The organism is Microcoleus sp. Pol14D4, assembly GCF_036701245.1.
Lineage (GTDB): Bacteria > Cyanobacteriota > Cyanobacteriia > Cyanobacteriales > Microcoleaceae > Microcoleus.
In genome coordinates this window covers 15,374-35,622 of sequence record NZ_JAUBQM010000044.1, presented here as the reverse complement: position 1 = coordinate 35,622, position 20,249 = coordinate 15,374, and the positions used below count along the sequence as shown (strand labels likewise).

21 protein-coding genes are annotated in these 20,249 nt (G+C 45.5%); 11 read left to right on the top strand and 10 right to left on the bottom strand.

The window, feature by feature from the left end:
* Window positions 1-30: 30 nt before the first annotated feature.
* Both QUA33_RS16720 and QUA33_RS16715 read right to left on the bottom strand, forming a co-directional pair.
* Entirely contained in the window at window positions 31-1,311 is a 1,281-nt protein-coding gene (locus QUA33_RS16720) for a recombinase family protein (RefSeq protein ID WP_333149625.1), read from the bottom strand.
* Window positions 1,312-1,314: 3 nt separating this feature from the next.
* Window positions 1,315-1,674: a VOC family protein gene (locus tag QUA33_RS16715; RefSeq protein WP_333149623.1), complete on the bottom strand. Its 360-nt coding sequence runs from the start codon at window positions 1,672-1,674 to the stop codon at window positions 1,315-1,317.
* Window positions 1,675-1,849: 175 nt separating this feature from the next.
* On the opposite strand from QUA33_RS16715, the gene QUA33_RS16710 reads away from it, so the two are divergent.
* The 4 genes from QUA33_RS16710 (at window position 1,850) to QUA33_RS16695 (ending at window position 6,446) form a co-directional block, all read left to right on the top strand.
* A complete protein-coding gene (locus QUA33_RS16710; protein WP_333149621.1) occupies window positions 1,850-3,994 on the top strand; it encodes a SpoIIE family protein phosphatase in 2,145 nt (714 codons plus the stop codon).
* A gap of 156 nt (window positions 3,995-4,150) precedes the next feature.
* On the top strand, window positions 4,151-5,386 hold the full coding sequence (locus QUA33_RS16705; protein ID WP_333149619.1) for an adenylate/guanylate cyclase domain-containing protein: 1,236 nt from the start codon (window positions 4,151-4,153) through the stop codon (window positions 5,384-5,386).
* A 31-nt stretch (window positions 5,387-5,417) separates the two neighbouring features.
* Window positions 5,418-6,026 (top strand): DUF6272 family protein, encoded by a 609-nt coding sequence (locus tag QUA33_RS16700; protein ID WP_333076887.1) that lies wholly within the window; start codon window positions 5,418-5,420, stop codon window positions 6,024-6,026.
* Window positions 6,027-6,092: 66 nt separating this feature from the next.
* Entirely contained in the window at window positions 6,093-6,446 is a 354-nt protein-coding gene (locus tag QUA33_RS16695) for a slr1659 superfamily regulator (protein WP_333076885.1), read from the top strand.
* 123 nt (window positions 6,447-6,569) lie between these two features.
* Here QUA33_RS16695 and QUA33_RS16690 read toward each other — a convergent pair whose 3' ends face one another.
* The 4 genes from QUA33_RS16690 to QUA33_RS16675 all read right to left on the bottom strand — a co-directional run bounded on the left by QUA33_RS16690 (window position 6,570) and on the right by QUA33_RS16675 (window position 9,087).
* Entirely contained in the window at window positions 6,570-8,051 is a 1,482-nt protein-coding gene (locus QUA33_RS16690; protein WP_333183029.1) for an ATP-binding protein, read from the bottom strand.
* Between the two features lie 244 nt (window positions 8,052-8,295).
* Window positions 8,296-8,547 carry a hypothetical protein gene (locus QUA33_RS16685; RefSeq protein WP_333149615.1) on the bottom strand — a complete coding sequence of 84 codons (252 nt, stop codon included), beginning with the start codon at window positions 8,545-8,547 and terminating at the stop codon, window positions 8,296-8,298.
* Window positions 8,548-8,559: 12 nt separating this feature from the next.
* Window positions 8,560-8,724, bottom strand: a complete 165-nt coding sequence (locus QUA33_RS16680; RefSeq protein ID WP_333149637.1) for an alpha/beta fold hydrolase — start codon at window positions 8,722-8,724, stop codon at window positions 8,560-8,562.
* Between the two features lie 75 nt (window positions 8,725-8,799).
* Window positions 8,800-9,087, bottom strand: coding sequence for a hypothetical protein (locus QUA33_RS16675; RefSeq protein ID WP_333149613.1), 288 nt, complete (start codon window positions 9,085-9,087; stop codon window positions 8,800-8,802).
* Window positions 9,088-9,169: 82 nt separating this feature from the next.
* Here QUA33_RS16675 and QUA33_RS16670 point away from each other — a divergent pair, with 82 nt between their 5' ends.
* Both QUA33_RS16670 and QUA33_RS16665 read left to right on the top strand, forming a co-directional pair.
* Complete coding sequence (locus QUA33_RS16670; protein ID WP_006634481.1) at window positions 9,170-9,370, top strand: hypothetical protein; 201 nt, start codon at window positions 9,170-9,172, stop codon at window positions 9,368-9,370.
* A 152-nt stretch (window positions 9,371-9,522) separates the two neighbouring features.
* Window positions 9,523-11,421, top strand: a complete 1,899-nt coding sequence (locus QUA33_RS16665) for a BamA/TamA family outer membrane protein (RefSeq protein ID WP_333149611.1) — start codon at window positions 9,523-9,525, stop codon at window positions 11,419-11,421.
* Between the two features lie 258 nt (window positions 11,422-11,679).
* Here QUA33_RS16665 and QUA33_RS16660 read toward each other — a convergent pair whose 3' ends face one another.
* The gene (locus QUA33_RS16660; protein WP_333149610.1) at window positions 11,680-13,014 is read right to left on the bottom strand and encodes a HEAT repeat domain-containing protein; all 1,335 of its coding nucleotides are present in this window, start codon (window positions 13,012-13,014) and stop codon (window positions 11,680-11,682) included.
* 45 nt (window positions 13,015-13,059) lie between these two features.
* On the bottom strand, window positions 13,060-13,635 hold the full coding sequence (locus tag QUA33_RS16655; protein WP_333149608.1) for a CPBP family glutamic-type intramembrane protease: 576 nt from the start codon (window positions 13,633-13,635) through the stop codon (window positions 13,060-13,062).
* 59 nt (window positions 13,636-13,694) lie between these two features.
* Between QUA33_RS16655 and QUA33_RS16650 the strand changes: the two genes are divergently transcribed.
* On the top strand, window positions 13,695-13,985 hold the full coding sequence (locus QUA33_RS16650; RefSeq protein ID WP_333059409.1) for an acylphosphatase: 291 nt from the start codon (window positions 13,695-13,697) through the stop codon (window positions 13,983-13,985).
* Window positions 13,986-14,118: 133 nt separating this feature from the next.
* Here QUA33_RS16650 and QUA33_RS16645 read toward each other — a convergent pair whose 3' ends face one another.
* Window positions 14,119-14,766 carry a phosphoribosylanthranilate isomerase gene (locus tag QUA33_RS16645; RefSeq protein WP_333149606.1) on the bottom strand — a complete coding sequence of 216 codons (648 nt, stop codon included), beginning with the start codon at window positions 14,764-14,766 and terminating at the stop codon, window positions 14,119-14,121.
* A gap of 133 nt (window positions 14,767-14,899) precedes the next feature.
* Between QUA33_RS16645 and psaK the strand changes: the two genes are divergently transcribed.
* The 4 genes from psaK to QUA33_RS16625 all read left to right on the top strand — a co-directional run bounded on the left by psaK (window position 14,900) and on the right by QUA33_RS16625 (window position 19,318).
* Entirely contained in the window at window positions 14,900-15,184 is a 285-nt protein-coding gene (gene psaK, locus QUA33_RS16640) for a photosystem I reaction center subunit PsaK (RefSeq protein ID WP_333040629.1), read from the top strand.
* An 80-nt stretch (window positions 15,185-15,264) separates the two neighbouring features.
* The gene (locus QUA33_RS16635) at window positions 15,265-16,461 is read left to right on the top strand and encodes a site-2 protease family protein (protein ID WP_333149604.1); all 1,197 of its coding nucleotides are present in this window, start codon (window positions 15,265-15,267) and stop codon (window positions 16,459-16,461) included.
* Between the two features lie 62 nt (window positions 16,462-16,523).
* Entirely contained in the window at window positions 16,524-18,500 is a 1,977-nt protein-coding gene (locus QUA33_RS16630; RefSeq protein WP_333149603.1) for an adenylate/guanylate cyclase domain-containing protein, read from the top strand.
* 17 nt (window positions 18,501-18,517) lie between these two features.
* Window positions 18,518-19,318, top strand: a complete 801-nt coding sequence (locus QUA33_RS16625; protein WP_333149601.1) for a DUF928 domain-containing protein — start codon at window positions 18,518-18,520, stop codon at window positions 19,316-19,318.
* Between the two features lie 50 nt (window positions 19,319-19,368).
* Here QUA33_RS16625 and QUA33_RS16620 read toward each other — a convergent pair whose 3' ends face one another.
* Window positions 19,369-20,148, bottom strand: a complete 780-nt coding sequence (locus QUA33_RS16620; RefSeq protein ID WP_333149599.1) for a biotin/lipoate A/B protein ligase family protein — start codon at window positions 20,146-20,148, stop codon at window positions 19,369-19,371.
* Between the last annotated feature and the right edge of the window lie 101 nt (window positions 20,149-20,249).

The following is a 20,249-nucleotide window of genomic DNA, read 5'->3' as shown; positions in this document are numbered from 1 at the left end:
AGGATCTATAAATAAACGTCGAGCTAATTCTTAAAAAATGAAAATAACTTGCAGTTTCCAATTTGTATTTTCCCGGACGATTTCAATGCGATCGATAAATTCTCGAAAGTAAAACCTGCGTTCTGATTCTGATAAATCGAGCCAAAATTGCGGCAGGGAAACAGTTTGGGCAGTTTCTCGCAAATTTACTGGGGGTAGTTGCGCTAATTTGCTTTGCAGTTCGGCAATTTCGGTGCGGATTTTGTAGGCTCTAAACTCTGCCGTTTCCGTGTCTAATATGCCCCTGTCAATCAGGGCGGGAAGTTGCTCTATAATTTCTTGTTTCGATGCGATCGCCCTGACAATTCCTGCTTTAATTCCATTCATATTCGGCATTTGCAACCCAGCAACAGCATCGGGTAAATCCCGACAAATACCGGCGATGGTTAATTGCAATACTTCATCGTAGGAAAGGCCGCTACATTTAGGTTGTTTTGGACAGTTAATCGGTCGCAAATAAAGGTATTCTTTTTCTTGGCGGTAGGAGGTGACTTTGGCAACTGTCATGGGCGATTTGCATTCTGCACAAATTGCTAAACCGGCGAGGGAACGTGGGGCGCTAGCGCTGCGAGGAGAAAGGCAGCGGTTGCGGCGCAGTAACCTGTCTATTTGGGCGGCTTCTTCTCTGGAAATAATCGGGACGTGGGTGTTAGAAATTACTTGGCTGCTTTGATATTCCAAATCGCCTCGGTAGGCGGGATTTGTCAGCCAGCGGCGGCCGGTGCTTACAGAGATTTTTTTGTTGTATTTCTTGGCTAAATACCGCACGGAACCTCGCAAGGAACCGTAAATTAAAAAGTGTTCAAAAAAGTCTTTGACGGTGGGGGCGGTGGTTTTATCGATCGTATAACAATCTTTGCCGCGCCGGTAGCCGTAGGGAGCCTTACCCGGTGGAATCCGGGACTTGATGCGGTTGCGGGCGTGTCCTTTGCGAATACTCCGGCTGTGTTGGCTGCGCTGGATTTCTGCAAGAATGTGCAGCAAGTTTTTGCGGTTTCGCGGTTCTGTTTCTGCTTGTACGATGATTTCGACGCCGAGGTTTTCGAGTTTGGCGAGGTGCGAACACACTTGCTGTACGGTGTCGCCGAGTTCTTCAAAACGCTGAATTAACAGGTATTTGACTGGTTCTGTTTCGCAGTCTTTTAGGAGTTGTTGCAGTTGTTGTCGCCCTCCTAAGTCTTGATAGGTGCGATCGACTTCTTGACCCCAAATTTCCGGTGCGGGTGCTGTTTCGAGTAGCGGTTCGGTGTAAGAATAAGCGATGATTTTCATCTGTTACTCGCTGAGTTCGATGATGTTGCCGTCGGGATCTTGGGTAAATAATGCCGATCGACCTGACGCGCTCATTTGAAACTGGCAATTGTGAGCGATTAACTGCTGTTTGGCTGCCTCTAAGTTAGCAACAGAAAACGCTAGATGTCGGTTGCGTCCCCATTTGGCATGGTCTACGGCATCTGGGATAATTGTTGCACCTAAAATTAGGTGGAGCTGGAAGTCTCCGATTTGATACCAGATTCCGGGAAATTTTAAGTCTCGATCGATTTTTTGCAGTCTTAGTACGGTGCTGTAAAAGTGTTGGGATTTTTCTAGGTTGGAGATGAGTAGGGCGCTGTGGAGGGAGTTAGTAATTTGCATTTTTTTGAGTATTTATTTTTTTATTGTAACTGCTGATGGAGGCAGATGAGCGCTGATGAACGCAGATTTTTTGATGTTGGTTGAGTTTTTGATATGATAACATTGTGAGTCGCTCTTAATATATCCATTATCAAGTCTTGTAACAAAAAACTGCCCGCTGGGAGTGTTTTTAACAATGGTTTCTCAAAAAAGTGCGATCGTCTCCAGATCGGGCAAATTCCGTCTCCGCAATGTCTTAGTAGTTCCCTTTGTTCTCCAAATTTTGGCTGCTGTTGGCTGCGTTGGCTATCTCTCTTACAGAAATGGAGAGCAGATAGTCAACGATATTGTTAGTCAGTTGCGGCACGAAGTGAGTGCGAGAGTTTACGAACGTGTTCAAACCTATCTGGAAGCTCCGCCATTGGTGAATCAGATCAATCAGGATGCTGTACCTTTGGGGGTGTTGAACTTTGACGATTTGGAGCAAGCACGACCCTATTTTTGGAAACAAGTTCTGCAATTTAATTCGATCGGTCACGCGGGAATTGCCAACGAAAAAGGTCAGTACCTGCGTGTGGGTTGGGTAAATCGGCTGGTTGGACTTGAACAACCTAAGCTTGCCCAGCAACTGATTCCGGGGGGCGGCGACTTGATATATTACAACCTTGACGATAATGGAAACCCGACAACAATCGACAAAAACACGCCCAATTATGACGTTCGCACGCGCCCTTTTTACAGAGTAGCTGTTGAGAAGAAACAGGCAGCTTGGAGTGAAGTTTATATTAATTTTGGTTACGGTACGCTGCAAATTAATGCGAGTCTACCCTATTATGATGGCGAAGGGAAACTAATTGGCGTGCTGACTTGCCAGATGGGACTCGATCAAATTCGTCACTTCCTGCAAACCTTAAGAGTGGGTAATTCCGGTCAAGTATTTATCATTGAACCCCAGGGTGAATTAATAGCCACCTCGCTTAAAGAACAGCCTCTGTCGGTGGGAAAAGGCAAAGATAAAAAGCGGATAAAAGCACAGGAAAGCAGCAATCCATTGATGCGTAAAAGTGTGGTTTATCTGTTCGATCGCTTCAAGCGTTTGGAAGACATCCATCAAACTGTTCAACTTGACTTTAAGCTAAACGGTGAGCGGCAATTTATCCAAGTTTCTCCGCTAACTGACAAGTACGGTCTCAATTGGCTGATTGTAGTAGTAGTTCCTGAAGCCGACTTTATGGCGCAAATTTATGCTAACACTCGCCAGACAATTTTGCTCTGTATGGTGGCTTTAATTGTCTCTGTTGGAGTGGGTATTTTCACCGCTAGCTGGATTACTCGCCCCCTGAATCAAATTGCTCGAGCTTCAGAATATCTAGCAGGTGGCGCTCTTAACCAGAACGTTGATTCCAGTCGAATTTGGGAAATTGAAACCTTAAGAAATTCCTTTAACAGCATGGCGAGACAACAGCAAGAATCCTTTGAAACGCTAGAAGATAAAGTCAAAGAACGTACCTCTGAACTCGCCACAGCCACTAAACAAATTGCCACTCTCAACCAGCGCCTGAAAGCGGAAAACCTCCGCATGAGCTCCGAACTCGATATGCTCAAACAAATGCAGCAGTTGATTCTGCCAAAACCTGCTGAACTCGCAGCGATTGAAAATTTAGATATTGCCGGATTTATGGAGCCAGCCTCGGAAGTAGGCGGTGATTACTACGACGTACTTTGTACTAACGGGGTTGTCACGATTTGCATTGGTGATGTCACCGGACACGGATTAGAAAGCGGCATTTTGATGGTGATGACTCAAGCTGCTGTCCGCACTCTTCAGGAAATGCAAGAATCCGATCCGGTGCGTTTTTTAGATACCCTCAACCGCACTATTTATAAAAATGTCCAGCGCATGAACTCCGACAAAAATATGACCCTAGCTTTGCTCAACTACGCCGATAGCACAATTAGTATCAGCGGTCAACACGAGGAAACTCTAGTGGTCAGGAAAGGTGGTCAAATCCAGCGGATAGACACCATAGATTTAGGATTTCCGCTCGCCTTAGATGAGGATATTTCTGATTGGATTAGCCATGTTTTAGTAGACTTAGAGCCGGGGGACGGCGTGGTGCTTTATACTGACGGCATCCCCGAAGCTAGAAACATACACAAAAAATTCTACGGTATCGAAAGACTCTGTGAAGTGGTTTCTCAAAACTGGCATTTGAGCGCCGAACAAATCAAGGAAGCCACCATCGCTGATTTGCGAAAATTTATTGGAGAACAAAAGGTATTTGATGACATTACTTTGCTAGTATTGAAGCAACAGGGAAATATTGTGCATAATTTATGATTGACGGTCGTCAACCCGGTTTCTACCAGGGGTCTTGGATTTAGTAATCAAGCATCGAAGCAGAAACAAGATTTCGAGTTCCGCGCCTGTAAGTTATAATAATTTACAGCGAGGAAGTCAAACAACTTTGCGCTTCCAGATTCAGAAGTATAAATTATGAAACCACAAATAAATTTAGCACCATCTAAATCTCCAGAAGAACTCCATAACCAGCTCCAGGAGTTGAGCGAAAAGCTTGAGGAAGTAGAGGATGAAAAAAACAGCTATGAAACCTTAGTAGAAATTATCACGCAACACTCCACGGATCTGGAAAACCAGATCCGTCATAAAAACCGAGAGATGCAGACTTACATCGAGCAGGTAAAAAAGGTTATAGATGCAGCTATTGCTGTAAAAAACAATAGTTTTCAACCCGATATATTGTCAGATGTGGCAGCGCGCAGTGATGCACTGGGAGAACTGGCACAGGTATTCTCGCATATGGTGCAAACGGTGAAAGCGCGGGAACAAGAATTAGAGAAACTTTTACAGGCTTACGGACGTTTTGTTCCCGATGAATTTCTCCAATTTCTCGGCAAGCAGAGCATGGTTGATTTCCAGCTTGGAGATCACGTGAGCAAAGAGATGGCAATTATGTTTTCCGATATGCGTTCGTTCACCACGATGGCGGAGCAAATGACTCCTCAAGAAAACTTTGACTTCATCAATAACTATTTACAGCAAATTAGTCCCGAAATTCGCAAGCACAACGGTTTTATTGTCAAGTATATTGGAGATGGAGTCATGGCAGTTTTTCCTGATGGCGTGGATGATGCTATTCAGGCAGGAATTGTGAAATTGGAGCAGTTGCACAAATACAATCAAAGCCGTAAAATAAATGGGGATATACCGCTGAAGATTGGCATTGGTATCCATGTGGGTGATACGATGGTTGGGATTATTGGAGACGCGAATCGGATGCAAGCAGATGCGCTCTCAGATCATGTCAATCTCACCGCTCGTCTGGAAGGTTTGACTAAGTATTATGGCGTATCTTTATTAATTTCTGGAGATGTGGTACAACGTTTGAGTCAACCTGAAAAGTATCATATCCGTTTTTTGGATCGGGCTATTGTCAAAGGTAGACAAGAAGCCATTACAGTTTGTGAGGTGTTAGATGTTGAAGTAGAACCAGTGCGATCGCTCAAAATTCAAACTTTGCCTATATTTGAGGAGGGACTCCAAGAATATTGTCAGGGAAATTTTGCTAAGGCCATAGTTTGTTTTGAACAGATAGTAGCCCTAAATCCAGATGACAAGCCCAGTCAACTTTACCTACAACGCCTCCAATCGCTGTTAAGAAATAGTATTCCTGCTAACTGGAATGGCGTGTGGAAATTCACCAAAAAGTGAGCTTAATACATCAATTGGAGCGAGAAAAATCATGACATCTGGAAGCTTAAAAACAATGACACAAATCTTTGGAGAATTCATTGAAGAATTTCCTCCTGAACACGACTCCCTAGAACTTACATTTACTCCGAGTTCTCGCCCCATTAAACAGCGCTGGCGCAACAACAGGCTTTCAGCTCATTTTGTAGCCGATTATTTGTCTAGCTTTCTACCGGTGGATGAGGAGGATGCTAGCAGCGAGAAACGGATCAAAGAAAGCAAGGGAGCTGTCAGCTACGTCGCCAACGAACTCCTAGAAAATGCGATAAAATTTAATAAAGATGATATCAATTACAAAGTCAAATTTGGCATACACTTTATTGGGGAAACAGAGGTAATAGCGGTAATTTTTGCCAGTAATAGTGTCAATCCAGAAGGGGCGAATAAGTTGAAGGAGTTTATTGAAGAAATTATGGATTCCGATCCAAATGAACTTTATTTGCAGCAGCTTGAAAAAAATGCGGAATCCGAAAGCGATACCTCGGGATTGGGCTTGCTGACGATGATTAATGACTATTCAGCTAAGATAGGTTGGAAATTCGAGCCCCGGCCAGATAGTGATACCATCATTGTTACGACTGTTGTTCAAATTAGGGTCTAGTTGCTAGCATTTCAATATTTACTATCTTGTGCGATCGCAATATTTTAGTCAGGAAACAAAATCACAATGGGCATTCATGAAATTAAAGGTGAAGATTACACCATTCAGTACGATCCAGAATCAGTCACTGTCACTTTCCAAGGCGAACTCAGCTTGAGCGGCCCGGCAGAGTATGCACCAATAGCCCAATTGTTAGATGAGGTCGCTAATGGCGAACCGCCTACTATTACCTTGAGCCTAAAACAATTGGAATTTGTTAACAGTTCTGGTATCAGTATGCTGTCTAAATTTGTGATTAGCGTCAGGAAAAAGAAAACGATTGAACTTGTGGTATTGGGTTCAAATGATATTCCTTGGCAACAGAAATCTCTCAGAAATTTAGAAAAGCTGTTGCCAACTTTGAAGCTCGAATTAGAGTAGGATATGTGTAAATTTTAATTACAGTTAACACAGGCGGGACGCCCGTGCCACACACAGTTAACACAGGCGGGACGCCCGTGCCACACACAGTTAACATAAATAAATTTGGATTTAGTAAATTGCTTAAGTTTGCTGGATCGGGAGTTCAATGATAAACTCGGTTCCCTTGGATGGTTCCGACTCGCACCGGAGCGATCCTCGGTGATTTTCTACTAAGATTTTGTAGACAATAGACAATCCTAAACCGGTACCTTTACCAATTTCCTTGGTGGTGAAAAACTGCTCGAACATTCGCTCTTTTATCTGTGGTGCCATTCCGGTTCCCGTGTCAGCAATCCGCACTCTCACGCGATCGGGCCCAGCTAATTCTGTGGCGATCAAAATTTTTAGCGCAGCATAGGGCTGATTTTGTGATATCTCGTCCAAAGCATCGATCGCGTTGGTAATTAGATTCATAAATACTTGATTTAGCTGTCCTGAATAACATTCTACAGGAGGCAATTTTCCATAATTTTTAATTACTTGAATGTCGCGACGGTCTATTTGAGAATTTAGACGGTTTCGCAAAATTAACACGGTGCTGTCAATGCTGTCGTGCAAATCGCACAAGGTCATGTTACTGTTATCGGTTCGCGAAAAGTTGCCCATAGATTTGACAATTTCGCGAATGCGATTGGAACCCATTTGCATGGAAGAGATAACTTTAGGCAAGTCTTCAACTAGAAAATCAAGATCTATCTCTTCGATTTTAGCTGTGATTTCGGGACAGGGATTGGGATAGCATTCTTGATAGAGACACAGCAGGTGCAGCAAATCTTGAGTATAAATTGCGGCATGGCTCAAGTTGCCGTAAATAAAACTAACTGGGTTATTAATTTCGTGGACGATACTAGCCATTAGCGCCCCCAGCGAAGACATTTTTTCGCTGTGCAGGAGTTGAGCTTGAGTTTGTTTTAGTTCGCATAGTGCGCGATCGAGCTGGGCTGCTTGAGCTTCCGCTTTCGAGGTAGCAGCACAACTTTCTTGATAAAGTTCAACCTGTTTAAGGTCGATTTCAAATTGTTCGATTTCGCTTTCTTGCTGGTATTGACTCACCACGGCATCGAAAGCTTCTAGCAAGTCGCCGCCCGCTGCTTCGATAATGTACAGCAGGTGGGGGTTTTCCAGCATGAGTTCGGCATCGGGAACTTGGACCAATGCTTTTATTCGATCGATATATGCGCGCACTTGTTTGTCTAAATACAGTGGCGGCTCAAAATACATTGCCTTGAGGGTGGCTGAAGGGGGACTACCTAAGTTGATGCTGCTGCCAATATTAATTAAGTCGCGGTGCGATTTTTCCATAAGCTCGATCGCCTCTAACAAATTTCCCCGCAGTTGGGCTTTTTCTAGGTCATTCTCAGAACAAACTAACCTCATGCAAAAAAAAGCCGTTCGTTGGGAAAGCATTCGCTGACGGCCGCTGATATTAATTACCGCAGCACTAATTTTTCTGGCTGTCGTAATTTCTTCCAGATTAAAATAGTTCCTCATTGCCGCCATTGGTGATATACCCGACTCAACTAAATGTCTGTAGCTCGTGCTGACACAAGATTTAAGAGCCATAAGAAAAAAGTGTACAAGACACTAATCAATATATTCTGTATTTTCTAATAAAGTAGTATACTAAAACACAATTATTTTCAATTGGTGGCATATCACAATTTTTATGATTCGGCTTATTGCACACTTTTTCTTAATTATTCAAAAATTTACAAATCAACTTCGCCATAATTTGAGCTTGAGTTTGTGGCAACCCGTGAGTAGAATTGGGAACAATTGCTAACTCTGCCCCCGGTATCTCGTTAGCCTAGGTTTCACACTGCCATAGAGGAATTGTTTCGTCACTATCTGCGGCGATTACTAAGGTACGAATTTGCAATTTGTAAATTTCTTTTTCTACTGTATCAACTGCATCTTCCGGCCGCATCCGGCTCCTTAAAAATGACCTGGCTACTGGTTGAGACATTAACTCCTTGCGCCACCCTGAAATTTGCTGCAATTTCTCACTTTTTCCCGCTAAACTAGCAAAAGGTTTTGCCAACTGCAAGACCCAATCCACGGCTGGGGTTTCCTACAACAGCAGCCCCAAAGCATCGTATTGACCGCAACAACTATCGTCCAGAATTCCCGCTGGCGCTGCTAACACTAAACTGCTAACAGAATTAGGATATTTGAGGGAATATGCAGATGCTACCCAACCGCCAAAAGAATGTCCGATGATGCAGCATGGTTCGATATGTAGTTGTTCTACAACTTGCCGGACAAAATCAACTTCTACAGCTACGTCATAGCCGATTTCTGGTTTGGTGGATTATGCAAAACCTAACATATCTAAACTGATGCACCGAAACTGAGATTGCAATAACTCAATTAATGGCAGCCAGCAAGTCTTTTCTCCAAAGAAACCGTGCAGCATCAATAAGGGTCGGCCGCACCCGATGTCGAGGTAGGCTGCTGTTTGGGTGGTGCTATTGACAAATGTACTTGAATGTGATTTGGTCTTAGAAATGCTTGAGACTGCATGGGGATCGACTCCTGAGATGTAAGAAATCTTTGTAAACAATTGTAACAAAACAGCAGTCCAAAGGTTAAACTTCATTACGGAGTACACACTTAGAAATAGACCGTGATATTCTCTATGATTATTAGAAAATTCTACAAACTCAAAGCAGGAGAACACTTTGAACTCTACTTTAAAACAGTACCCGGCTTGCTCTCTTCGCGAAGATGTCAGTGAGTACGTAGCACACCTACAGCTTCACATGACGTTACAAGCTCGCAACTTGCTCCCTACCATTACCACCGCTAAGGATAGTCGCGAACAACTTTTGCAGCAGACTCAGGCTCATTTTGAGAAACGTGTTTCTCGCCAAGCTATTTAAACAAATTTAACGATCGCCCGCGATCGAACTTTCCCACATTTCAGCATCCCAGAAACCCGGTAGCCTCAAAAATACCGGGTTTCTTTTCGGCTAATTATGCAGGGGGCCCGGTTTTGGGTAATATGCGTTGGGTGTGCTTGAATTTTATTTTTATGCGAATTTCGATTATTGCATTTTTGACTTTGGCGGCGCTGGGTGGCGGTGAATTGGCAGCGCGGGCGATCGATCCGAGTGCCGCACCGACTGAGGCGGAGTTGAGAGAGGGAACCGCAGAGGCGCAGAGGGCGCAGAGAGAGGAGAATGAGGTCATTGGTGACAACTTAACGTCAAACCGACCGTCTCTGTTGTTTGTAGCGAAGTCTAGATCCCCCCTAACCCCCCTTAATAAGCGGGGGACAAGAAATATGCTCAAAGTCCCCCTTATTAACGGGGATTTAGGGGGATCTAGACTCGAGGACAAGCGACATTTGTTATCGGTTCCAGTCTTAAATAGTCACCAATCGGATGAGGTGAACCCAACTGTGCAGGATTTGCCGGCATCCGATGAGATCGTAACTTCTCCAGAAGTACGCGCAGCGCAGCTATCCCCTAGGGAATCGCCCTCACTCAAGTCCAGCCACAATAAAGATTTTACATCTCTGTTAAAAACTCCGGCGACGCTGGCGGCACAAGCCGAAACCCCCGAAGCAGTAAACAGCAACGCCCGACAGCTAGGCGGTACTCTACAAATCAGTCAAGCGGGCAATGCTGAGGGCGTTTACGTTGCAGAGGTGAAAATTCGCTTTGTCAATTCCAGAGGTGAAGCTGTTGATAAAAAAGGGAATCCAATTGAGGGCAGAATTTCGGAAGATTTTATCCGAGGTGAGCTCAAACTCAAGGCGGGGGATAACTACAGCCGGGAAGTTGTACGATCGGATTTACAGCAGTTGCAGCAATTGGGGTTGTTTGACAAAGTGACGGTTTCGATTGAAGAAGTTGGCACGGATGTTAATGTAATCTACAACGTTCAAGAGCGATCGGCTCGCTCTTTTAGCGTGAGTGCCAGTCTTAGTGATGACGTTGGCGTTGCTGTTCCTCTTTCCTATACCGATCGAACTTTCGGCACCAACCCCCAGCGGCTGGCGGTGGAACTTGAACCCAGCCTCCGAGGTATCCAGTACGATGTCGAGTTTGTCAGCCCTTACGTTGCCGCCGAAGACCGTTTGGGATACAGTGTGAGAGCTTTTGGCGATCGCAGAATATCGGAAATTTTCAACAAAGATATTGATTTGACCAACGGGAACCGAGTTCGGGAAATTCGGATTGGGGGAAATCTCAGGTTGACCAGACCTTTGGGCGATTGGCAATCGACTTTGGGACTGAATTATACAAATATCAGTACGCGCGATCGCAACTTAAATATCGCCCGCCGCGACGAACTCGGCAATCCTCTCTCATTCAGCGGCAGCGGCGTTGACGAGTTATACACTGTTTCTTTTGGTGCGGTGCTCGATCGGCGGGACAATCCCTTCAGCCCAATCCGAGGCTCGATTCTCAGCCTCAGCACCGAGCAGTCAATACCTCTGGGGCGAGGAAACATTGTGAGTAACAGGCTGTTAGCGAATTATATACAGTATGTGCCAGTAAGTTTGTTGGGCATCAGCGAGTCCGAAGCCTTGCCCGAAATGCTGGCTTTTAACTTGCAAGCGGGGACGGTAATCGGGGATTTGCCACCAACGGAAGCTTTTCGCCTCGGCGGTCGCAATTCTGTGCGGGGTTACGATGGCGGGGATATTGGCAGCGGCCGGAGTTATTTTTTGGCTTCCGGTGAATATCGGTTTCCTGTGGGTCAGGATGTGGGCGGCGTAATATTTGTTGATTTTGCGTCGGATTTGGGAACGGGAGATAGCGTACTCGGAAAACCGGCGGTAGTCAGGGACAAACCGGGGACGGGGGCAGGTGTTGGCGTGGGTGTGAGGGTGCGATCGCGCTTTGGATTAATTCGCTTAGATGTGGGTGTTAGCGACTCTGGCGATCTCAAATTTATACTCGGTACAAAACAACGATTTTAACAGTAGTACAACAGATCGGTTAAACCGCAATCTTAAACAGATTTTGCGCGACTCAATTGCCGCCAAAGCCGTTGGCAGGGTATCATCAAATCTACCGGCCTCGGCTGGCGGGGTGTCGGTAATTGCTGCTAAGGATTGGGCGAGTTGTCGATCGAAATTGAGTGAAATACAGCACCTCGGTAAGGACACAACAATGTTGTATCCCTACTGTGTTGTAGGCAATTGACAATTGCTATATTTATTTAGGCTCGTAAATGCTTAACGCTTTGGTTTCTTCACATCAACAGTTTTCGGCTTAGCCGCCGGAGTGCGCGGATAAAACTTAAACTTATTGAGCGCAGCACTTGCCGATTTAGCCACACCGCTATCTATATCTCGCAAAGCTTTTTGTAGCAGCGGAATCACTTTTTCCGACTTAATCATTGCTAGTGCTTCCACAGCAGCTTCACGCACCTCCGGGTGAAGATCTTGAGCTAACTTTCCCAAGGTTTCTATTGCTCGCTGACCTTCGGCTCTCAGAGCATTAGCAGCAGCCATTTTACCTAAAGCAGACGCTGCAAACTTGCGGGTTTCTTTGTCCTGACTTTGAACACATCCCATCAACTGCGGTAGGGAATAGCTTGGTGCTTGTCTGGTAATTGGAAGCTGTTGTTCGACTTCTGGTTGATGTAAATCAATTGGTTGTGGTTCCGAAAAATCTGTGTAATTTAACTCTTCTTCAACTTCTGTTTGATTTAACTCACTTGACTGTTCCTGCCAAACTTCTTGTTGTGGTAAATTTTCGCGAAATTCTGTTGAATTTAACTGACTGAATTCCTCTTCCGGGACTTCTTGTGGTTGTACATTACTCTCGTACTGCTCTTGCAAAGACCTGATAGTAGCTTGCATCTGAGCTTCGTGCTCTCTCAACTGCTCGTGAGCCGCTTGCAACTGACTCTCGTATTGCTCTTGCAAAGCCTCCATATTTAACTGCATCTCAACCTCGCGGTTCTCATATTCCTCGGCAATTTGCCTCAAGCGAATTTCGTGTTCATTTTGCAAGCTTTGCAAATGTTGCTCCATCTGAGCTTGATAATTTAGATGCAATTCGTCAGCAACTCTGAGTAAATGATGTTCGTGTTCTGCTTGCAAAGATTGGATATTTTGCTGCATCCTAGCATTGTTAGCGGCTTCTATTTCCTCGCTGATTTGTCGCCGCAGCTCGTGTTCATCTACGCTGGTAAGTGGTTGGAGCTGACTGTCGCGTTCTGCCAAAACTTGTTGGAGCTGACTGTCGCGTTCTGCCCGAACTTGTTGGAGCTGATTTTCGTATTGAGCCGCAACTTGTTGGAGCTGATTTTCGTATTGCGTAGTAACTTGTCTGAGTAAATTTTCGTGTTCGACAGTCGCTTTTCTAAGCTGATTTTCCCGTTCTCCTTGCTGAGATTCGACAGCTTGTTGCACCCGAGACATCTGAGCTAATTCTATTTCCTCACTAATTCTGCGAGTTTGCTGCAAGTATTCTTGCTTTTGCTTCTTTAAGCGCTTTTCCACTAACCAGTAAGCAACTGCTACCCCTGCCAAAAAACCTACGATCGCTCCTATGATACCCACAACTGAGATCCTCCCGACAAAATAGTGATGCTGGACTTTTTACATTTAACCATACAGCCTCCTGTAACCGCCCAGTAGCAACAGCCAGGCTGTCACTGCCAGCCAGTGAACTGCCACCGCAGGCCAGATAGAACCGCTTTGCAGGTATGCGATAGAGCACGCAACTCCCAAAATTGCCGCCAGCAGCAAAAATACTGGATTCATAAAGGTCGATCGACCAACCGGATAAAAAGTCAGCGCGTTCAGCGGGTGGTAAACTACAAAAGTCGCCAAACTGGCGCATCCCCAAAACCACAGCATTAAGCCAGAAGCCTTCTCGAACGGGTGTGGCAGCATTAACACCCGGAACAATAATTCCTCGGTGATGCCCGGACTTAACAAACAGCCAATGAGCACTCCCACAATTGTACGCCGAGAGGTTTGCACGTCTACTTTTAGAAATCCCGACCAAAAACCGACGGAAAGAGCGATTGAAGTGTAAACCAGCGCGAGCATAGCTGCAACCAGCCAATCAGTGAAATCGGGAATAGTTGAAAAAGCCAGGGTAACGCGGCGTATCAAAAATCCCGGCAGCGCGTGAAGCGGAGCTATCCCGAAGGGAATCGCACTAAAATTTAACATAATCAAACTGATCCTTAAAATTTTCAAACAGATGTTAGTAGTAAGTTGAGCCGTTTATTATGCAAAACCAATCATTGCCGCCCGTCAGAGTCCGCGTTTTTGTTTCCGGATTAGTCCAAGGAGTAGGATACCGATATTCAACGAGGAATCAAGCAAAGTATTTCGGCCTGGGCGGCTGGGTAAGAAATCTCCCCGATGGGCGCGTCGAGGCTGTCTTTGAAGGCTCCAAACAAGCTGTGGAAGGAATGATTAGTTGGTGCCGCCGCGGCCCCACCGGTGCTACGGTTAGTGAGTTGGTTTTGGAATACGAAGACCCGGAGGGCGAGCGCACTTTTGAGATCCGCCGATAAAACAATAAAGGAAATAAACTGCGGTTGAAACCGCTACTATACAAACGAAGTCTGCCTAGTCTGCGGCAGGCTTCGCCCAAGCAGACTAAAGAATAAATCCGATAAAAAGCGCGAACTTGGTATTGCCAATTTATCAATGATGAGCAAGTTGACTTAAATTAGCAAACAACTGAGCAACTTTGGTCAAATCTTTATCTCCCGGCGCTATTTCTACGCCGCTAGAAAGGTCAACACCGCTGAAGTTATTGCCGCTCGCCCTATCAATTGCATTTAAAATATTATCGGGTGTTAAACCGCCCGCCAACAGCCAAGGACACTGCGGTCTAAACTCTGATAACATCATCCAGTCGATCGTTTTACCAGTACCGCCCAATTGCTGTGGATGGTAAGCATCCAGCAGTAAAGTATCGACACGAACAGCATAAATAGTCGCCGTCTCTAGAGTTTCAGGAGTCTTAATTCTCAGGGCTTTGATAATTTCAATTCCCGGCAAAAACTCCCGCAGTCGATCGCAATATTCCGCTGTTTCATCTCCGTGTAACTGCACCCCGCTTAAATTTGACTCTGCCGCTACTTGACAGATATTTTCTATTGTGGTGTTGGCAAAAACGCCGATGCGATCGACATTTTCCGGCAACTGCTCGACAATCAGGCGAATTGTTTCTGGGCTGACATAGCGGGGGGAAGCCGGCACACAGATAAACCCTAAAGCCTGGGCTCCCAAACGGGCGATCGCAATTCCTTGGTCTAATTTAGTGATTCCGCAAATTTTAACCCGCACTCTTCCTCCTCGGTTCCGCAGTTGTATCAAAATATCAACGAATTGTTAACTATTAAAACAAATCTTAGTTTAATGCAAACCGCTTTTTATAATCTTGGAAATCAATTTATCTGTGAAATCAGGAGATAAGAACATGATCACCTCATCTTTGCTGTTAGCCGTACAATCTACCGCTCCCTCAACACCCGAGTGGTCGCCACTGGTAGGACTGACAATGATTTTATGTAATTTGCTGGCGATTACGATCGGCTACTACGGCATCTCCAAGCAAAACCGAGGCAAGGGCCCAGCTTTACCCGTTGCACTCCCTGGAATGTTCAAAGGCTTCGGCGTACCAGAATTGCTGGCAACAGCCAGCTTCGGTCACTTGCTCGGAGCCGGAGTAATCTTGGGCTTGGGTAACGCTGGAGTTCTGTAATAAATCAGGGAAAGGCAAAGGCAAGGGGTAGAAAAGATATAATAGAAACTCTTTCTTGCTCTCCTTTCCCAGGAAACTTCATGCAGACAGGTTGGCGAATCGGCTCTTTATTTGGCATCCCCCTACTTATAGATTATTCGTGGTTTATAATTTTAGCCTTAGCAACCCGCGAATACGCCAGCAGTTACCGCGTGTGGGGGCCTGCGCTCTCCTGGAGTGCGGGGTTAGCAATAGCTCTGCTACTGTTTGCTTCCGTGCTGTTGCACGAACTCGGACACAGCTTGGCGGCGATATCGCAAGGCATTAAAGTTAATTCTATTACCTTATTCTTATTTGGCGGGGTAGCTTCGATCGACTCGGAATCAAAAACTCCCGGTCAAGCTTTTCAAGTAGCAATTGCCGGCCCTCTAGTCAGCTTTGCGCTGTTTGTAATCCTCGGTTTGGGTTCTCAAGTTCTTCCCCCGAAAAGTTTGCTAGCAATTGTCACCGAAAGGGTAGCACTAATCAATCTCGTTTTGGGATTATTTAACTTAATTCCCGGTCTGCCTTTGGATGGAGGACAAGTTTTAAAAGCAGCAATTTGGAAAATCACCGGCTCTCGATTTACCGGCGTTCGCTGGGCGGCAAAAACAGGACAAGTTTTAGGTTGGCTGGCTGTTGCTTTGGGTCTGAGTTTATGCTTTTTAGCGCGCGAGTACGGCGGCTTGTGGATTGCGCTGATCGGCTGGTTTGGCATTCGCAATGCCACTGCTTATAGCCAAGTTACTTCGCTGCAAGAAGCCCTGCTCAAAATTAAAGCCAGCGATGCGATGAGTCGCGAGTTTCGAGTTGTAGATGCAGATTTGACTCTGCGAGAATTTGCCGATCGATATTTGTTAGAAGTCAATCCGTTTCCATTTTACATTGCTGCGACCAACGGCCGGGATCTGGGCTTAGTGTCGATCGACGATATCCGCTTCACAGAACGCAGTCAATGGCAAGTTCAGACTTTGCACAACATTTTGAAACCCCTGGGAAAAACCCCCACAGTTTCCGAAAAAGCATCCATCGCAGAAGTAATTAACAGCATGGAAGCGCGTCAACTCCCCCGAATCATCGTCCTCTCGCCGATTGGTTCAGTAGCGGGGACGATCGATCGGGGCGACGTGGTTAAAGTTTTGGCAAAATACCTCAAACCCCAGATTTCAATGGCCGACATCCAGCGCAGCAAAGAAGAAAACAGTTATCCGCAGGGATTGCAGTTAAGTGCGATCGCCAAAACCGCACAGGAAAATTAAAAATTTGGCAATTTAAGATGGGGTGCATTTTTTCAAGGAGAGTTGAAAAAATAATTATCAATATGCCCAAATTTTTTCATCAATTTCATCGTCAGTTGAAGGATAGAGGCTGGAGTTGGAAAAACTTAACTCATTCCTTCCCCTTCCCTGACTTGCAACCTCTTGCTATTATCTGGATTGTCGTGACGGGAACTCTATTAGGAGTGCGGCATTTAGGCGGGTTGCAGCCACTAGAATTAAATGCTTTCGACCTCATGGTGCAGTTGCGCCCCGATCCAGGTGCTGACCCTAGGTTGCTGGTAGTAACAATCACAGATCGGGACATTAATACTATTAAAAAATGGCCAATTTCAGATCGCACTTTAGCAAAAGCGATCGCCCAAATAGCGCGTCTTGAACCCACAGCTATTGGCATAGATATAATTCGCGCGACTCCCTACGAACCGGGGAATGCAGAATTAGCAACTCAACTGAAAAACCCCAAAGTATTTCCCATTACCTTCATCGGCAACTCAGAGTACGATCGAGCTCCGCCACCTCCCAACATACCAAAAGAACGGATAGGAATTAACGATTTAGTCCTCGATCCTGATGGTAAAGTGCGTCGAAATTTGATGTTTGCTGGCGATGGTAAAACGACACATACTTCATTTTCAATGCGGCTAGCTTTTGCCTATTTGGATAGCCAAAAAATAGCTTCTAAATTGACAGAAAAACAAGAAATTCAGGCTGATAAAACAGTATTTTCCAAATTGCGCTCTAACTCAGGAGGTTATCAAAACATTAATGCCCGAGGCTATCAAGTCTTACTCAATTACCGCTCTGCTGAAAATATAGCAAAAACAGTGACACTAACTCAAGTTTTGGAGCAAAAAGTCGATCCTAAATTGGTGAAGGGTAAAATAGTCCTAATAGGCGTTACAGCCATAAGTGTCAACGATTTATATTTCACCCCTTACAGCGCTACTGCAAGCGGAAACCAGCCGATGCCTGGGGTATTAATTCACGCAACAGCTACCAGCCAAATTCTGAGTGCAGTTTTAGACGGCAAAGGGCTATTTTGGTATTGGGACGAATGGCAAGAAATTGTCTGGGTCGCTGTTTGGGGCGCAGTAGGCGGCTGTTTAGCTTGGCGGCTAGAAAAATCGCTGAGTTTGATGGGAAGTGCGATCGCAGCTTGCGGCTCATTATTCGGATTCACCTTTTTCCTATTCATCCAACAGGGGTGGATTCCTCTAATTCCCCCTGCTCTGGCACTTTTAATCACCGCAGCAGTTGCAGTCACCTATAAGTACGAGCAGTCGAGGCAACAGGAAGGGATTGTGATGAAATTATTAGGACAACAAACTTCACCCGCGATCGCAAATGCCCTGTGGAAAGAGCGCGTCCATCTGCTCGAATCAGGGTTATTGCCAGGGCAAAAAGTTACTGCTACCATCATCCTCACCGACTTGCAGGGTTTTAGTACAATCTCCGAAAAACTACCGCCAGAAGTGGTAATGAGTTGGTTAAATGAGTATTTATCAGCAATGGCGCAAGAAGTCCAAGTACATCAAGGCGTGATTAATAAATTTACCGGAGATGGAATGCTGGCAGTATTTGGCGTACCCATTCCGCGCACCACTCCAGAAGAAATTGCGGAAGATGCTCGCCTCGCCGTATCTTGCGCTTTAGCCATCAGTTCCTGCTTGCCACAAATGAATCAAAATTGGAGCGATCGCGGTTTACCGGCCGTAAAAATGCGAGTAGGCATCTTTACAGGGCCTGTTATGGTGGGTAGTCTGGGAGGCGCAACCCGTTTAGAATATGGAGTGATCGGCGACAGCGTAAATATTGCCTCTCGGCTCGAAAGCTGCGAAAAAGATCGGCAAGAGGACACTTGCCGGATATTGATTGCAGAAGAAACCTTGCTGCATCTGGCAGACAAATTTGAGGTAGAATCTTGGGGAGCTTTGCTTTTAAAAGGCAGGGAGCAAAAAGTTAATGTCTACCGGATTTTGGGAAGGAAAAACAAAGAAAAAGAGAGAATCTATCCCTAAAAAATCATAGATTTCATATGAAAAAAACTACTAAGTTTCTCATCAATCTGACATCTGTTGCCTCAATAGTATTGATAGCAACACTTAATGCTTCCCAATTAGCAGTTGTGGGACAGCCGACTCCAAACAACGTAGATGGCGGGCCACCCACTCGATCGGGAGGGCCGCGCTTCATTCAGCCTACTGAAGATCCTCTGACACCGAGCAATCCAGGGCCACCGAGAAGTTCACCGGGACCGACGCGCCGAGCAAGTCAATGCGTCAAGGGTAAGATAAAGCTAACAGCCTTAGTACCACCAAATAAAATCGGACGCACTGTTTCAGAATATCCTCTATTCTTTTTCTACTTACCTCAAACAGACGCGCCACTAGCCGAGTTTGTCCTCCAAGATGAAAACGGAAAACAGATTTATCAAACAACCCTCAAAATTAACAATTCATCAGGAGTCATCGGCGTTAGTATGCCCGCCAATCAAAATGTGTCGCCATTGGAAGCAGGGAAAAATTACCGTTGGTCTGTGGCATTGATTTGTGAGACTGAAGACAGATCTGCAGATGTGTCGGAAACAGGTATTGTGCGTCGAGTTGAACTGAGTGCAGATATCCGCAGTCAATTAGAGAAGGCAGATCCGCGCCAGAAAACCGTTATTTACGCTCAGAATGGGATTTGGCAAGATGCCCTCAGCACTTTAGCTGCCGCTCGTCGCGCTAATCCTAACGATGCAGAATTAGCTGCTGATTGGGAAAGCTTGCTGGATTCAGTGACATTGGGCGAGATTGCCAAAGAGCCGATAGTTGAAATTGAGCAGCAGCCATAGATGAGTTTTCCGATTTTAGATTGGCGATTTTAGCGAGATACCCGACTTCTTCAAGAAGTTAGGTATCTAGTATCTAATATATTTTCCTTCTTCCATCTTCCTTCAATATCTGCTATATCCTGCCATTCCAGATCCGAAAGCGGCTGCACTTCCAAATCAATTTCAAAACAGCGACAAGCGGCTGCACTCAAAACATCAATTACAGTTGCAATCAAATCATTCCCATCTGAAAATAGAGGTAATTTCACAGGAATTAATTCCTCCCCAAACACTTGAGAAAACAATTTAACATCTGGCTGCAAACGCATCGAACCGTGCTGCAAAATAGCATCACCCCGTCGCAATTGGGCGCTACCAATTAACTTGCAGCCATCAAGTGTAATTAAATCCGCACCAGTCGCAGTACCAAAACAATTCGGATTGTGGATGTAACCCCTTCCAGCTTCCCCGTATTGCAAATCCAAACCCATCGCCCTCCAACCCTCAATCAAAAACTCGCAAATAGTCTGATAAGCTTTGATACGGCTGCTTCCAAATCCCGACGCCACAACTGCATAAGTTAAATCCCCTTGATGCAACACTGCGCGCCCGCCGCTGGGCCTCCTCACCAACTCCACAGGCATTCCCTGCCAAGACAACTGCTGCCAAAACTCCGGCCACCTGCGCTGGTGGTAGCCCAAGGAAATCGCCGCCGGTTGCCAAGTGTAAAATCGCAGAGTTGGCGGATTTTTGCCCGCTAGATGCTGTTCCAGCAGCCATTGGTCGATCGCCATCTGCACGCTACCAGACGCCGACAACAGTGGAATTAAACGCCATACAGAATTAGCCATCAGTCCCCAGTCCTGAGTTTGCACTCAATAATTCGCAGAATGTTTTAAAATTAGTAACAGTTTTTTGGGCCTGTCTTCTAAGTTGGTGCAAGTTTCACGCC

Coding starts and splice junctions, on each gene's coding strand:
- QUA33_RS16720 (WP_333149625.1), bottom strand. CDS start 1,311: ATGAAAATCATCGCTTATTCTTACACCGAACCGCTACTCGAAACAGCA.
- QUA33_RS16715 (WP_333149623.1), bottom strand. CDS start 1,674: ATGCAAATTACTAACTCCCTCCACAGCGCCCTACTCATCTCCAACCTA.
- QUA33_RS16710 (WP_333149621.1), top strand. CDS start 1,850: ATGGTTTCTCAAAAAAGTGCGATCGTCTCCAGATCGGGCAAATTCCGT.
- QUA33_RS16705 (WP_333149619.1), top strand. CDS start 4,151: ATGAAACCACAAATAAATTTAGCACCATCTAAATCTCCAGAAGAACTC.
- QUA33_RS16700 (WP_333076887.1), top strand. CDS start 5,418: ATGACATCTGGAAGCTTAAAAACAATGACACAAATCTTTGGAGAATTC.
- QUA33_RS16695 (WP_333076885.1), top strand. CDS start 6,093: ATGGGCATTCATGAAATTAAAGGTGAAGATTACACCATTCAGTACGAT.
- QUA33_RS16690 (WP_333183029.1), bottom strand. CDS start 8,051: ATGGCTCTTAAATCTTGTGTCAGCACGAGCTACAGACATTTAGTTGAG.
- QUA33_RS16675 (WP_333149613.1), bottom strand. CDS start 9,087: ATGAAGTTTAACCTTTGGACTGCTGTTTTGTTACAATTGTTTACAAAG.
- QUA33_RS16665 (WP_333149611.1), top strand. CDS start 9,523: ATGCGAATTTCGATTATTGCATTTTTGACTTTGGCGGCGCTGGGTGGC.
- QUA33_RS16655 (WP_333149608.1), bottom strand. CDS start 13,635: ATGTTAAATTTTAGTGCGATTCCCTTCGGGATAGCTCCGCTTCACGCG.
- QUA33_RS16650 (WP_333059409.1), top strand. CDS start 13,695: ATGCAAAACCAATCATTGCCGCCCGTCAGAGTCCGCGTTTTTGTTTCC.
- psaK (WP_333040629.1), top strand. CDS start 14,900: ATGATCACCTCATCTTTGCTGTTAGCCGTACAATCTACCGCTCCCTCA.
- QUA33_RS16635 (WP_333149604.1), top strand. CDS start 15,265: ATGCAGACAGGTTGGCGAATCGGCTCTTTATTTGGCATCCCCCTACTT.
- QUA33_RS16630 (WP_333149603.1), top strand. CDS start 16,524: ATGCCCAAATTTTTTCATCAATTTCATCGTCAGTTGAAGGATAGAGGC.
- QUA33_RS16625 (WP_333149601.1), top strand. CDS start 18,518: ATGAAAAAAACTACTAAGTTTCTCATCAATCTGACATCTGTTGCCTCA.
- QUA33_RS16620 (WP_333149599.1), bottom strand. CDS start 20,148: ATGGCTAATTCTGTATGGCGTTTAATTCCACTGTTGTCGGCGTCTGGT.